This window comes from Streptomyces griseus subsp. griseus (genome assembly GCF_000720255.1).
GTDB classification, from domain to species: Bacteria; Actinomycetota; Actinomycetes; order Streptomycetales; family Streptomycetaceae; genus Streptomyces; species Streptomyces griseus_I.
The window spans coordinates 136,163-149,552 of the sequence record NZ_JOJE01000013.1; the positions used below are offsets into that span (position 1 = coordinate 136,163).

A 13,390-nucleotide genomic window follows, 5' to 3' on the forward strand; every position below is an offset into this window, starting at 1 on the left:
CCTCCGGCCTGCTCAACTGTGTCTCGAGGGGACCCGTTCCGCACGAGCACTGCTCGACCATGCGTAAAGGAGGCCGTCGTGAGACGAGTGCGCCCAGGGGCGGCGACGTCCCGCGCCGGTACCGGCGGTGGCTCCGCGCGGGCGGCGGGCGAGGAGCGCGCGCTGAACAGCGTCGCCGCCGGTGAGCGGTACGACACGGAAGTGCCCGCCGACCTGCCCCGGCTGTGGCACGTCACCCTCAGCGTCTCCGGGGAGGAGTCCCCGCTGCCGGAGGTGCGGCGCGCCCTGGAACAGCTGGCCCACGACCACCCCTTCCTGCTGACCAGCCGCTACGCGCGCGACCACGCGGAGATCCGCTACTGGGAGGAGGCCCGCGACCTGCACGACGCTGCCGCGGTGGCGCTGCGGCTGTGGGGCGAGCACCGCCAGACCGCGGGACTGCCGCCGTGGGAGATCGTCGGCCTGGAGGTCATCGACCGCCAGACCTACCACCAGCGCATCGCCGAGGGATACGGCCCACCACCCGCCAGCCCGGTGGGAGTTCACCCCTTTTGAGCTGTCTCATCCCGTCTCGCGTCGTGGGATGAGCGCTCGACGCCCGAGCCCCGCGCACTACGCTTCCCCCATGACCACGCTCTCTCCGTACGACGCCATGTCCCCGGTCACCCAGGCCGCCTACCGGGCCAAGGGGGCCGCCGCCGACCTCGCGCCACTGCCGCGGGCCGCGAAGGACGACGCGCTGCTGGCCATCGCCGACGCGCTGGAGGTCCGTACGAGCGAGATCGTCGAGGCGAACGCCAAGGACGTGGCCAAGGCACGCGAGGCCGGCACCGGCGAGGGCATGATCGACCGGCTCACGCTCACCCCGGAGCGGGTGCGCGCGATCGCCTCCGACGTGCGTGACATCGTGTCGCTGCCGGACCCGGTCGGCGAGGTCGTCCGCGGCTCCACCCTGCCCAACGGCATCGACCTGCGGCAGGTCCGCGTCCCGCTGGGCGTCGTCGGGATCATCTACGAGGGCCGCCCCAACGTCACGGTCGACGCCGCCGCCCTCTGCCTGAAGTCCGGCAACGCGGTGCTGCTGCGTGGCTCCTCCTCGGCGTACGAGTCGAACACCGCGCTGGTGCGGGTGCTGCGTGACGCCGTGGGCGGGGCCGGGCTGCCCGCCGACGCGATCCAGCTGGTGCCGGGGGAGAGCCGCGACAGCGTGCGCGAGCTGATGCGCGCCCGCGGCCTGGTCGACGTGCTGATCCCGCGCGGCGGCGCCTCGCTGATCAACGCCGTCGTCACGGAGTCGATCGTCCCCGTCATCGAGACCGGCACCGGCAACTGCCACGTCTACGTCGACGCCCACGCCGACCTCGACATGGCCATCGACATCCTGATCAACTCCAAGGCCCAGCGGGTCGGCGTGTGCAACGCAGCCGAGACCCTCCTGGTCCACCAGGACATCGCCCCCGAGTTCCTGCCCCGCGCCCTCGACGCCCTCGCCGAGGCCGGGGTCACCGTGCACGCCGACGAGCGGGTGCTCGCCCACGCCAAGGACTCCAAGGCCACCGTCGTGGAGGCGACCACCGAGGACTGGGAGACCGAGTACCTGTCGTACGACATCGCCGCCGCGGTCGTCGACTCGCTCGACCGGGCCGTGGAGCACATCCGGCTGTGGACCTCCGGGCACACCGAGGCCATCGTGACGACCTCGCAGCAGGCGGCCCGCCGCTTCACCCAGTTGGTCGACTCCACCACCGTCGCCGTCAACGCGTCGACCCGGTTCACCGACGGCGGCCAGTTCGGCTTCGGCGCGGAGATCGGCATCTCCACCCAGAAGCTGCACGCCCGCGGCCCGATGGGCCTGCCGGAACTGACCAGCACCAAGTACATCGTCACCGGCGACGGGCACGTCCGGCGCTGAGGCCGGCGGTGAGGCCGGCGGTGATACGGGGCGGATGAATTCCCGTACCGTCTGCCCAAAGCGAACCCCCAGGTCTACTCTGGATCCGTGCCGGAGGACGTGGGGGGCACGCCGTTCCCTGACGGCTGGGAGCCCGACGACGACCACGACCGCGGGGTGTCGGACGAAGAGTTCGCCTCCGTGGTCTTCGACGAGGCCTTCGTACGGGCGGCCGTGGTGCACGAGCCGACCGCCGTCGAACGCCTCCTGGCCGCCGCCCAGGCGAGAGCCGAGGCCTCCGAGGCGGAGGCACGCCGGTCCGCCCGCGGCCGCGGCGAACGCTACGACGACGGGTACGGCGCTTTCGGCCATGATCCCGACTTCGACGACGACCTCGACGACCCGGACGACCTGGAGGGCCGCTACGGCGCTCCCGGGGCCTACGGCAAGCAGGTCCGCTGGCACCGTCCCGTCGCCTGGGTGCTCGCCGTGGTGATGGGGGTCGGCATGGTCGCCCTGGCCTTCGCCGCGGTGTACCGGGGCGCATCCTCGGGCAGCCGGGACCAGGTTCCGGCGCCCGCCTCGACCGGCCTGGAACAGGGCAGCGCGGCGGCGCCCTCGGCCTCCGCCGACTACTCTCAGCCAGCCGTGTCGGCGGACCCGCGCAGGCCCTGAACGAACACCCGCCGACTTGGTGAGCACCTGTCAGAACTTGGCGCGTGGCAGGGCGTTTACCCGAGGTCGCTGAGACCTACCCTGAAGGTATGGGCGGGCCTGGAGACCCACCGGAGGGGCCACCCGAGGGCGCTCCCGGAGGTGGCGAGGACGAGTACCGATCCGTCGTGTTCGACGAATCGTTCGTTCGGGCTGCCCGCCTTCAGGAGTACTCCGCGCAGGAGCGGATCGCCGACCACGCGCCCGCCGTGCGCCGCCGGCCCCCACTGCGCCGGGGCCTGTCCCGGCAGGCGCTGGTCCTGGTCCTGCTGGTCGCCGTCGCCTTCGGCACGGCCGTGTACATGGGCATCCGGCACCCGTACCAGAGCTCCACCGCGCAGCGGCCCGCGGAACCGCTGCGGATGACGGTCATCCCGCTCGCCCCGCAGGGCAAGGTGCCCGGGACGACCGACACCACGTACCTGTACGCGCACAGCCCCGCCGCGCAGTTCCGCATAGGAGCGGAGGGCATCCCGCTGCCCGCCTCCCGCCGTACCGCGCACTTCTCGGACAGCCAGGTCGTCACGGCCCTGACCACCGCGAAGGACTACATCGTCCGGTCCTCGCTGTACCCCGAGGTGCTCGTCGGGCAGCAGGTGCGACCCGTCCGGGTGCTGCTCGACCCGGACCAGCTGGACCAGTTCGACGAGAGCTTCGAGCGGCCGACCGCCGACGGCAGGCACGCGCCGACGGGATGGCTGGTGCGCTTCGACCCCTCCCAGGCGGAGCTGGCCGACCGGAAGATCCGCGTGCAGGGCACGCTGCAGGCCGCCGAGACCGACTCGTCGACCCTCGAGGTCACCGCGGACCACACGTTCGTGTACGCGCTGCGGCCGACGGGCTCCGACGACAAGGCGAACGCGTCCCTGTTCACCGTCCGCCGCGAGCTGCACTTCCGCTTCGACCGCGAGGACCTGCGGCTGCGCCAGGCGCAGCTCGCCGTCTCCTACGTCCAGGCGGGACCGCTGTCCTGCGCGGAGGACTCGACGAACCATCTGCGTCCGCTGCTGGCCGGCCAGACCGCGAAGAGCGGTGGCCCGGCCGGGACGGACCCGTACGCGACGGGCGGGGCGACGGCGCTGTGCGGCTCGCTGGCGGCGAGTGCGCAGCCGAAGGTGTGAGCGGCCTCAGTTCTCGTCGCGGGGTGTTTCGTCGCCGGTGCCGTCCTTCGGGGGCGTGGGGGCCGTGAAGCCGTTGAAGCCCCGGCGGACTCGGCCACCGAGGTCGCCGGCACCGCCCGCGAGGTCGGTGACCAGCTTCATCAGCGGGTCCTTGGAGTTCTTGACGTGGTCGGTGTAGTGCGAGGCCGACTCACGGAAGGAGTCGGTGACCGAGGTGTCCTTGTCCTCGGCGCGGCGCGGGTAGTGGCCGTCCATGGTGCGCTGGTAGTCACGCGACTCGGCCCACTTCTTCAGCTCGGCGGCGCGGACCGTGGTGAAGGGGTGGGAGCGGGGGAGCACGTTGAGGATCTTCAGGACGGAGTCGCGCAGGTCGCCGCCCGCCTCGTACTCCTCGGCCTGCTGGAGGAACGCGTCCACGTTCATCTCGTGCAGGTGGTTGCCGCCCGCGATCTTCATCAGGCCCCGCATCGAGGCCTGCACGTCCTGTCCGACGAGGAGGCCGGCCCGGTCGGCGGACAGCTCCGACTTGCGGAACCACTCCCGCAGCGCGGTCACGATCGCCATGATCGCGAGGTTGCCCAGCGGGATCCACGCCACCCGCAGCGCCAGGCTGGTCAGGAACAGCAGGATCGTGCGGTAGACGGAGTGGCCGGACAGCGCGTGGCCCACCTCGTGGCCGACGACCGCCCGCATCTCCTCCTCGTCGAGCAGCTCGACCAGGCCCGTGGTGACGACGATGATCGGCTCGTCCAGACCGATGCACATCGCGTTCGGCTGCGGGTCCTGGTTGACGTACATCGGCGGGACCTTCTCCAGGTCCAGGATGTAACAGGCGTCCCGCAGCATGTCGTTGAGGTGGGCGAACTGCTGGTCGGAGACGCGGACCGAGTCGGACAGGAACAGCAGGCGCAGGCTGCGCTCGGGCAGCAGACCGCTGAGGGCCTTGAACACCGTGTCGAAGCCGCTCAGCTTGCGCAGCGCCACCAGGGCGGAACGGTCGGCGGGATGCTCGTACGCGCGTGAGGAGATCCCCGGGAAGCGCCGGCGCTGCCTGCTCGGCACGTTCGCCTGCTTCCCCTGCTGATGGCCGTCGTCGGACATGTCTTCCCCCCACTGTGTGTCTGTGACCACTGCGTCTGTGACCACTACATGTCTGTGACCCTTTTGCGGACCCTTGTGTGGCCCTTTGCGCCCCCGAGGCGGAGCACAGCCTAGGCGGAGATAGCGTGGACCGGCAGTACAGCGAAGGAGACCCGTCCATGGAGCACAACCCCGCGTCCGCCTGGCTCACCGAGGCAGCGAGCGCCGCACAACAGCAGGGGCCCGGCAACCTGCTCCGGGTCGTCCTGCTGGTCATGATCGTCGGCTGTGCGCTGACCGCCTGGTTCCTGCTGCGGGGCTACAAGCGGAAGGACGACTGAGCGCCCGGGAAGGTTCCCCCCGGCCCGCCGTGATCCGCCAACGGCGGAGTCGGCGTGAGCGCCGCCGGGTCGCCCCCTTACCATGGGCCGACGTCTTTATCCCGCCCACCGGATAGGTCCTGCCGAAGATGAGCCTTCACAGCGCCGCTGCCCAGCTGGTCACCCTCGCCGCCGAGGGCGAGGAGCGCGGCGGCAACCACGAGAGCCTGAACCCGTTGGTCACCGGCGGTGGCGCGTTCATCATCCTGCTGCTCCTGCTGTGGATCACCACACGCTTCAACCGCGACCGCTGAGTCGCAGCCGGCCCATACCGGGGCACCTCGGGCATCCGGCTGCCGGAGCCCCCCGGCCGGGCCGGTAGGGTCTGCACGCATGGGAGAGCAGGACATGCCTACCGGCCCGGCGGAGGAAACCGCCGACGCCGCCGACACCGCGGCGAACCGCCCGGGGAACCCCCGCAACGGCCCGTCGAACCCCGGCAAGCGCCGCCTCGGCGTCATGGGCGGAACGTTCGACCCGATCCACCACGGGCACCTCGTGGCGGCCAGTGAGGTCGCCGCGCAGTTCCACCTCGACGAGGTGGTGTTCGTGCCGACCGGGCAGCCGTGGCAGAAGAGCCACCGCAAGGTCTCCCCGGCCGAGGACCGCTATCTGATGACGGTCATCGCGACCGCCGAGAACCCCCAGTTCTCGGTGAGCCGCATCGACATCGACCGCGGCGGCCCCACGTACACCGTGGACACCCTGCGCGACCTGCGCGCGCTCAACCCGGACGCGGACCTGTTCTTCATCACCGGCGCCGACGCCCTCGGCCAGATCATCACCTGGCGGGACTCGGCGGAACTGTTCTCCCTCGCGCACTTCATCGGGGTGACCCGCCCCGGCCACAACCTGGCCGACCCCGGGCTCCCGGAGGGCGGCGTCTCGCTCGTCGAGGTTCCCGCCCTGGCCATCTCCTCGACCGACTGCCGTGCGAGAGTCGCCAAGGGCGATCCCGTCTGGTACCTGGTGCCGGACGGCGTCGTGCGCTACATCGACAAGCGCGAGCTCTACCGCGGCGAGTGAACCGAGAGGGGCACCGGTGAACGACCGATACGACGCGGGACACGGCGGCGGCCAGGAAGACCAGTACGAGCTCGTCGGCTACGACGAGTACGGCCAGCCGGTCTACCGGCAGGTCACGGCCCACCAGCAGGCACAGCAGCAGGTGCCGCACCAGTCGTACGACGGCTACGGGCAGCAGGGCTACGGCTACGACCCGTACCACACGGGATCGCAGCAGGCGCAACAGCAGCCCTACGGCTCCTACGACACGGGCACCTACGACACCGGCTCGTACGGCACGGGCTCCTACGACACCGGTACCTACGGCACTGCGGCCCCCTACGACCCGTACGGGCAGACCGCCACGAGCGGGCAGCAGCCTCGGGTCGCCGAGCAGACCGCCCACATCCCCCAGCAGGCCGGCCCGCCGCGAGAGACCGGCGAGGAGCAGCGGGGCGAGGAACAGCGGGGCGAGGAACAGCGGGAGTACCACACCGAGCAGTTCGCGTTCGTCGAGGATCCCGACTCGGACTCCGAGGACGTCATCGACTGGCTGAACTTCACCGAGAACCGCACCGAGCGCCGCGAGGAGGCCAAGCGCCGCGCCCGCAGCCGCCTCGTCGCCCTCACCGTGGTCCTGGCGCTGGTCGCGGTCGGCGGGGTCGGCTACCTCTGGTACGCCGGGAAGCTGCCCGGCCTGTCGTCGTCGGAGACCAAGACCGGCACCACGACGGCCACGGGCGCCCAGAAGCGTGACGTGATCGTCGTCCACCTGCACAACACCGCCAAGGGGGGCACCTCCACCGCGCTGCTCGTCGACAACACCACCACCAAGCAGGGCACCACCGTGCTGCTGCCCAACTCCCTCGTCCTCACCGACGAGGACGGCACCACGACCACCCTCGCCAAGTCCGTCGAGGACGACGGCTCCTCCGGCACCCGGGACGCCATCGACACCGTCCTCGGCACCGACATCCAGGGCACCTGGCGCCTGGACACGCCCTACCTGCAGAACCTCGTCGACCTCATCGGCAACATCGAGGTCGACACCGACACCGACGTGCCCGACCCGAGCGCCAAGAAGAAGGGCGCCGCCCCGCTCGTCCACAAGGGCCGGGAGCAGACCCTCAGCGGCAAGACGGCCGTCGCCTACGCCACCTACCGCGCCGCCGGCGAGGCCCAGGACGCCCAGCTGGAGCGGTTCGGGCAGGTCATGCAGGGCGTGCTGCGCAAGATGTCCTCCGACCCCACGGCGGCGACGACCACGGTGCAGACGCTGGCCCAGATCCTCGACCCGTCCCTCACCGACAAGGACCTCGGCACCTTCCTCGCCAAGCTCGCCGACCTCGCCAAGGGCGGCGACTACAAGTCGACCCTGCTGCCGGTGCGGACCGACGGCACCCTGAGTGCCCAGGCCAGTGCGAGCGTGGTCAAGAACGTCCTCGGCGGCACCGCGAAGAGCCCCGACCAGGACGCGGCCGTCAGCGTCTCCGTCCAGAACGCCAGCGGCAGCAAGGCAGAGACCGAGGACGCGCGCGTTGTGCTCCTGAACGGCGGGTTCACCTTCCTGGAGGCCGGTACGGCGTCCAGTGCGCAGGCCACCTCCAAGGTCACGTACTCCGACGCCAAGAACAAGGAGAACGCCACCGAGGTCGCCAAGACCCTGGGGCTGCCCGACAGCAGCGTCACCAAGGGCAGCGTCCCCGGGAACGCGGACGTCGCGGTGGTCCTCGGCCAGGACTACAAGCCCTCGTCGTCGTAATCCCATGAGGTGCCGTCGGCGGTCCGTGAGACCCTTGGTGTCAAGTGACCGCCGACGGAAAGCCACGTAGTGACCGCCACCGACCGCTCCATCGAGCTCATCAACACCGCCGCGCAGGCGGCCGCCGACAAGCTCGCGCACGACATCATCGCCTACGACGTCAGCGACGTGCTGTCGATCACGGACGCCTTCCTGCTGGCCTCCGCGCCCAACGACCGCCAGGTCAAGTCCATCGTGGACGAGATCGAGGAGCGGCTGCAGAAGGAGCTCGGCGCCAAGCCGGTGCGCCGCGAGGGCGACCGTGAGGCCCGCTGGGTCCTCCTCGACTACGTCGACATCGTCGTCCACGTCCAGCACAGCGAGGAGCGCGTCTTCTACGCTCTGGAGCGGCTCTGGAAGGACTGCCCCGAGCTGGTGCTGCCCGAGGACGCCAAGGCGACCCGCGGCAAGGCGGCGGAGCACGCCAAGCTCCAGGCGGCCGAGGACACGGCCGGGCTCGGGGACCTGCGGTGAGCGCACCCTCGGGCCGCCGGGTCGGCCGGGGGCGCCGGGTCATCCTTTGGCGGCACGGGCAGACCTCGTGGAACGTGGAGCGCCGCTTCCAGGGCACCACTGACGTCCCGCTGACCGAGACCGGCCTCTCCCAGGCCCGCCGCGCGGCCCGGTTGCTCGCCTCCCTGGAGCCGGACGCGATCGTCGCCTCCGACCTCCAGCGGGCCGCCCACACCGCCGCTGAGCTCGCCGCGCTCACAGGCCTGGACATCGCCCACGACGAGGGCCTGCGCGAGACGTACGCGGGTGTCTGGCAGGGCCTGACCCACGAGGAGATCCTCGCCCGGCACGGCGAGGAGTACACGGCGTGGAAGCGCGGCGAGCCGGTGCGCCGAGGCGGCGGCGAACTGGAGACGGAGGTCGCCGAGCGCGCCGCCCCCGTCGTGCTCGCGCACGCCGAGAAGCTCCCGGAGGACGGCACCCTCGTCGTGGTCAGCCACGGCGGCACGATCCGCACCACCATCGGCCGCCTCCTGGGCCTCGAGGCCCACCACTGGGAGAGCCTCGGCGGCCTCTCCAACTGCTGCTGGTCCGTCCTCGGCGAGGGCGCGCGCGGCTGGCGCCTGCTCGAGCACAACGCCGGCACCCTGCCGGAGCCGGTGCTCGGCGACGACGACTGACCGCGCCGGGGGCGGCCCCGGACCCGGATTTCACTTTCCGGCAGGTCGCAGGCTAAAGTTCTTCTTGTTCGCCCCGCCGAGCGGGGCGAAAGCCAAGCGGTTCGACCGCGTGGCGGCAAGGGGCTATAGCTCAGTTGGTAGAGCGCCTGCATGGCATGCAGGAGGTCAGGAGTTCAATTCTCCTTAGCTCCACAGAAGACCCGCAGAAGAACGGTCCGTACGGTCATCCGTACGGACCGTTCTCGTGTTGTCCCATGGGTGAGGCGCGGCCCGTTGGGGGAAGGAGACTCTGGGTGCGGGGCGGTGCCGGCAGCGGGAAGAACGTCGCCGGGGACTTGAGTCACTCGGCACCCCGGAGGCGTATACCTCTGCGCAAGCGCTCTTGGCGTGCGGGTATGCCACGGCCACCTCGGCGGCCGTGTCCGGACTGGTACTGAGGCGTCGCTGACCGTATTGGTCCGGCCGTGGCAGAATCAAACGGCCGGAAGGGGGCGCGGCCCGACGGGAGGGAGTAGCGATGCCTGCGAGCATCCTCGGAGAGGTCGACCACCTCTTCGACGGGGCTATGACACGGGGTTGGACGTCCCCCCTCGGCTGCCCTTCCTGCGGTTCGGCGCACGTTGCCCAGGTCCTCGGGGACAACGGCGGAATCTCCTACGTGTGCACGGCCTGCGGCCACATCTGGAGCTGAGCGATGGGTGCACACAGGCGGAAGTGCGACTGGTGCGGCAGCGGTACGCCGATCGTCCGCGACATGGAGCCGGTCAACCCCGACTACCAGTACTGGTGCGAGGAATGCGCGCGGGCGCTGATCATAAAGGGCGACCCGATCGAGACGTACCGTGAGCTGGAGGGTGAGCCGATCTACGGCCGTCTCCTCGAAGAGCACTGCACGCTCAAGAGGTTCTACTCGTTCGTCACGGCATAAGGGGCGCAAGAGTGCCTATCCGGACATAACGAAATCGATTTGGTTCTGGAGCCGATGGACCGGTAATGTTGGCGTCGCCGCCAGGGAGACCGGGCGGACCACAACACGGGGCTATAGCTCAGTTGGTAGAGCGCCTGCATGGCATGCAGGAGGTCAGGAGTTCAATTCTCCTTAGCTCCACAGCAGATCCCGCCGGATCGGACGATCCGGCGGGATCTTTTTGTGTCGCCGGACGTTCCTGGTCGCGCCAGGCGTCCAGGGGGACAACGACGAGGGGCCGCCCGAAACCGGGCGGCCCCTCGTCGTGTGAACGGGTCAGCGACCCAGTGCGCGTCGGCCGCGGCCCTGGGAGACGACCGGGAGGTTGCGGGCGGGCGCCTGCGAGCGGGTGTCCTCCTCGATGCGCAACGCGAGCGCGGGGCAGCGCCGTACGGCGCGCAGCGCCTTCGCCTCCGCGTACTGCGGCACCTTCGCCTGCGCGACGGTCGGGAAGCCGTCGGCGCCCAGTTGGAAGACCTCCGGGAGGATGTCCGCGCACAGGCCGTGGCCCCGGCACAGCGTCCAGTCGACGAAGATCTTCTGGCGGCTGCCGCCGCTCTCCTCCTCCGCCCCGCCGCCCGGGATGCCCGTCGGGGCCCTGCCGCCCTCGAACAGTGGCAGGACGCCCTCCACGCGCCGTCCGCAGCCGTTGCCGAGGACGTGCGCGGCGAGGTCGTCGGTGAACGCCTTGACGGTCGACTCCAGGAACATCGCGGAACCGTCCGGGTGCGAACACGCGCCGCGCCGCTTGACGTTCTTGGCGACCTGCTTGAGTGCCTCCAGGGCGGCCGGGCCGCCGCCGTTGAGGATGTCCTCCATGCCGCGCGCGGCGGCCGGCAGGCCCAGGTAGCAGGGACCACACTGGCCCGCGCTCTCCTCCGCCAGCCACTGCGCCACGCGCAGCGACTCGCCCAGCGGGCAGGTGTCCTGACTGATCGGCAGGATCGCGCCGGCGCCCAGCGCGCCGCCCACGGCGTCCAGGGAGTTGCGGGAGACGACGGCCTCGTTCACGGTCGCCGCGTCGATCCACTTGCCGTGGTAACCGCCCGTCAGGACGCCCTGCGGTACCGGCGGGGCGCCGGCGAGCTGGAGGACGTAGCGCAGCGGGACGCCCGTGGGCACCTCGATGACCATGGGGCGGGCGACCGCGCCGGAGACCGTCAGCATGACGGTGCCCGGCTCGTCGTACAGACCGGTGTTGCCGTAGCGCTCCGGGCCGATGCGGGCGGCGATCGCGAGTTGGGCGAACGTCTCCGCGTTGGACAGCAGGGTCGGCGCGCCGCCCACGCCGGTCTGCGAGGCGCTGACCTTGCGGCCGGGCGGGATCGCCGGGCCGCCGTCGATCGAGCGGATCAGCGAGGCGGCGGCCCCGGTGACCATGCGGATCGGGTTGCGCTGCACGAACGCGCGCAGCGCCGACCTACGGCTGTTGCTCAGGCCGCGCTCCGACAGCGCGGCCTCCATGGAGCGCTGGGTGGACTCCCGGGTGACCCCCACCACGAGCGTGCGGGCACCCAGGGCCTCGGCGACGAGCAGCGCGCCGTCCAGAATCAGATGAGGGGCACGGTTGATCAGCACCGTGTCCTTGCGGCAGGCCGGCTCGTCCTCACTGCCGTTGACGACGACGACGGGCCGTACGCCGCGCTTGATCGCCGCCTCCGCGACCGAGCGCAGCTTCTTGTGGAACGGGAAGCCCGCGCCGCCGCGGCCCTTGAGGTTGATGTTCTCCGAGAGCTTGGCGAGCGCCTCCCCGCCCATGGGTTCGAGCGGCCCGTGCACCTTGAGGTGCATGGGCAGATCGAGTCGTTCGACAAGGTCGAAGCCCGACGTGAGCTGAGGAAGGCCGACCACGCGGACTTCTGGGACGTCGGGCAGGGCCTCGTTCACTTAAAGCCTCCGGAAGGCGTGTTCCAAGGTTCACCCGAACCCGGCGCGTCGAAGTCGTAGGACGCGCCGGGCCGTGAATCAGTGGCGGGACCGCTGTTGTACGTGTCGTTCGAGTTGTACGTACCGAAGGGGGCGATCGTCTCACCGGTGTTGTACACATCACTCCCGCCGTACCCGCCGGCGCCCGCGCCGCCGTAGGGCGGGATGTTGAATCCGGTGTCCTGGAGCGGGTCGTACGCCGACGGGGGCGCCTCGCCGACCGGCGGCGGGGACGGGATCGGCCAGCTGCCCGAGGTGCTGCCGCCGTTGTCGACGCGCGGCATCGCCTCCGTGGCCTGCATGTCGAACGGCATGTCCATGCGCGCGGTCTGGTCGGCCGCCCCGTAGGACTGCTGGCCGCGGGGGGTGTTGACGGCCCGGTAGGCGGCCGCGAAGCCGTTCGAGGGTTCCGGCGCGGGAGCGGGTGTCTCGAACGGCGAGGTGCGCGACGAGCCCCGGTTCTCGTAGCCCGGCAGCGAGGACGACGAGGTCTCGCCCCTGCGTCCGGCACCCTCGCCCCTGCGTCCGGCACCCTCGCCCATACGGCCGGATCCCTCGCTCATGCGGGCCCGGCTCTCCTCCAGCGCGTCGCGGCCCATGGGCTCCACGACGCCCATGATCATGGCGATCCGGTCGGCGACCTGGCGCTTGATCGGGCGCGGCGCCGCGCGCAGCGCCAGGGCGCCCATCACCACGATCAGGGACGCCATGTACAGGTACGTGAACATCGGGCTCTTCACGGCGCGACCCGCGTAGAGTCCGTGCACCAGGGCGGCACACCAGGCCGGGTAGGCCAGCATGTGCATGGCGCGCCAGCGCGCCGCGACGGGGGCCGGGGAGGCGAAGCGGCTGCGCAGCGCTCCGGTGATGCCCACGAAGATCATCAGCAGGCCTGCCAGGGAGCCGAGGCCGACCAGGCCCTCGATCCCGGTGACGCCGAGCGAGAACGGGATGATCGCGGCGATCAGCTGGGTGTGGTCCAGCGCGACCTTCGTGGTGACGTGCAGCAGCAGGAACGCGATCGAGGCGACCGCCGTCGACCTGTGCACCGCCTGGCCGACGATCCGCTGGCGTGTGTTGAGGAAGATCCGGTCCTGGGCGACCAGGCCCCAGATCACCGAACAGCTGAGCGAGACGAGGGAGAGCACGCCCGCGCCGAAGTTCAGGAAGTCGCGAAACGTGTCACCTCCGACCAGCACGACCACGGGTATGAGGAGCAGGACGACAGCCGACGCCAACCCGTAGGCCGACCGGCCTGTCGCGGGGAGCGAGCTGTTACTACGACGAGCGTTCATGGGGGCAACTCCGAGCAGTTTCGGGAAAGCGGTCCCGATGCCGAACTCTAAGCGGCGCCATACCGGTCGGTACGAGG

15 protein-coding genes and 2 tRNA genes are annotated in these 13,390 nt (G+C 70.8%); 14 read left to right on the top strand and 3 right to left on the bottom strand.

Annotation, left to right across the window (positions count from 1 at the left end):
• Positions 1-78 precede the first annotated feature (78 nt).
• From IG99_RS19300 to IG99_RS19315, 4 genes are all read left to right on the top strand, one after another.
• Positions 79-555, top strand: coding sequence for a hypothetical protein (locus IG99_RS19300; protein WP_078947789.1), 477 nt, complete (start codon positions 79-81; stop codon positions 553-555).
• Positions 556-625: 70 nt separating this feature from the next.
• The gene (locus IG99_RS19305) at positions 626-1,912 is read left to right on the top strand and encodes a glutamate-5-semialdehyde dehydrogenase (RefSeq protein ID WP_037675638.1); all 1,287 of its coding nucleotides are present in this window, start codon (positions 626-628) and stop codon (positions 1,910-1,912) included.
• Positions 1,913-1,999: 87 nt separating this feature from the next.
• Positions 2,000-2,566 (top strand): SCO2584 family spore wall biosynthesis protein, encoded by a 567-nt coding sequence (locus IG99_RS19310; RefSeq protein WP_037675639.1) that lies wholly within the window; start codon positions 2,000-2,002, stop codon positions 2,564-2,566.
• 89 nt (positions 2,567-2,655) lie between these two features.
• Positions 2,656-3,726 carry an SCO2583 family membrane protein gene (locus tag IG99_RS19315; RefSeq protein ID WP_037675640.1) on the top strand — a complete coding sequence of 357 codons (1,071 nt, stop codon included), beginning with the start codon at positions 2,656-2,658 and terminating at the stop codon, positions 3,724-3,726.
• 6 nt (positions 3,727-3,732) lie between these two features.
• Here IG99_RS19315 and IG99_RS19320 read toward each other — a convergent pair whose 3' ends face one another.
• Positions 3,733-4,827 (bottom strand): M48 family metallopeptidase, encoded by a 1,095-nt coding sequence (locus tag IG99_RS19320; RefSeq protein WP_037675642.1) that lies wholly within the window; start codon positions 4,825-4,827, stop codon positions 3,733-3,735.
• Positions 4,828-4,985: 158 nt separating this feature from the next.
• Between IG99_RS19320 and IG99_RS49600 the strand changes: the two genes are divergently transcribed.
• The 10 genes from IG99_RS49600 to IG99_RS19365 all read left to right on the top strand — a co-directional run bounded on the left by IG99_RS49600 (position 4,986) and on the right by IG99_RS19365 (position 10,233).
• On the top strand, positions 4,986-5,147 hold the full coding sequence (locus IG99_RS49600; RefSeq protein ID WP_037675644.1) for a hypothetical protein: 162 nt from the start codon (positions 4,986-4,988) through the stop codon (positions 5,145-5,147).
• Between the two features lie 128 nt (positions 5,148-5,275).
• Complete coding sequence (locus IG99_RS49605; protein ID WP_037675646.1) at positions 5,276-5,440, top strand: hypothetical protein; 165 nt, start codon at positions 5,276-5,278, stop codon at positions 5,438-5,440.
• A gap of 79 nt (positions 5,441-5,519) precedes the next feature.
• The gene (gene nadD / locus IG99_RS19335) at positions 5,520-6,212 is read left to right on the top strand and encodes a nicotinate-nucleotide adenylyltransferase (protein WP_037675648.1); all 693 of its coding nucleotides are present in this window, start codon (positions 5,520-5,522) and stop codon (positions 6,210-6,212) included.
• A 16-nt stretch (positions 6,213-6,228) separates the two neighbouring features.
• A complete protein-coding gene (locus IG99_RS19340; RefSeq protein WP_037675650.1) occupies positions 6,229-7,953 on the top strand; it encodes an LCP family protein in 1,725 nt (574 codons plus the stop codon).
• A gap of 69 nt (positions 7,954-8,022) precedes the next feature.
• Positions 8,023-8,466 (top strand): ribosome silencing factor, encoded by a 444-nt coding sequence (gene rsfS / locus IG99_RS19345; protein ID WP_037675652.1) that lies wholly within the window; start codon positions 8,023-8,025, stop codon positions 8,464-8,466.
• Positions 8,463-9,125 carry a histidine phosphatase family protein gene (locus IG99_RS19350; RefSeq protein ID WP_037675653.1) on the top strand — a complete coding sequence of 221 codons (663 nt, stop codon included), beginning with the start codon at positions 8,463-8,465 and terminating at the stop codon, positions 9,123-9,125. The genes rsfS and IG99_RS19350 overlap by 4 nt, the downstream gene beginning before the upstream one ends.
• 119 nt (positions 9,126-9,244) lie before the next feature.
• Positions 9,245-9,317: transfer RNA gene (locus IG99_RS19355), tRNA-Ala, on the top strand.
• Positions 9,318-9,642: 325 nt separating this feature from the next.
• Complete coding sequence (locus IG99_RS49610) at positions 9,643-9,816, top strand: hypothetical protein (protein WP_199815555.1); 174 nt, start codon at positions 9,643-9,645, stop codon at positions 9,814-9,816.
• A 3-nt stretch (positions 9,817-9,819) separates the two neighbouring features.
• Positions 9,820-10,053, top strand: a complete 234-nt coding sequence (locus tag IG99_RS19360; protein ID WP_003976229.1) for a hypothetical protein — start codon at positions 9,820-9,822, stop codon at positions 10,051-10,053.
• A gap of 107 nt (positions 10,054-10,160) precedes the next feature.
• Positions 10,161-10,233, top strand: a tRNA-Ala gene (locus IG99_RS19365).
• Between the two features lie 135 nt (positions 10,234-10,368).
• On the opposite strand, the gene IG99_RS19370 is transcribed toward IG99_RS19365, so the two are convergent.
• Together IG99_RS19370 and IG99_RS19375 are read right to left on the bottom strand one after the other, a co-directional pair.
• Positions 10,369-11,979 carry an NADH-quinone oxidoreductase subunit NuoF family protein gene (locus IG99_RS19370; protein ID WP_037675654.1) on the bottom strand — a complete coding sequence of 537 codons (1,611 nt, stop codon included), beginning with the start codon at positions 11,977-11,979 and terminating at the stop codon, positions 10,369-10,371.
• A complete protein-coding gene (locus tag IG99_RS19375) occupies positions 11,976-13,313 on the bottom strand; it encodes a cytochrome b/b6 domain-containing protein (protein ID WP_199815556.1) in 1,338 nt (445 codons plus the stop codon). Before IG99_RS19375 ends, IG99_RS19370 begins: the two co-directional genes overlap by 4 nt.
• Positions 13,314-13,390 lie beyond the last annotated feature (77 nt).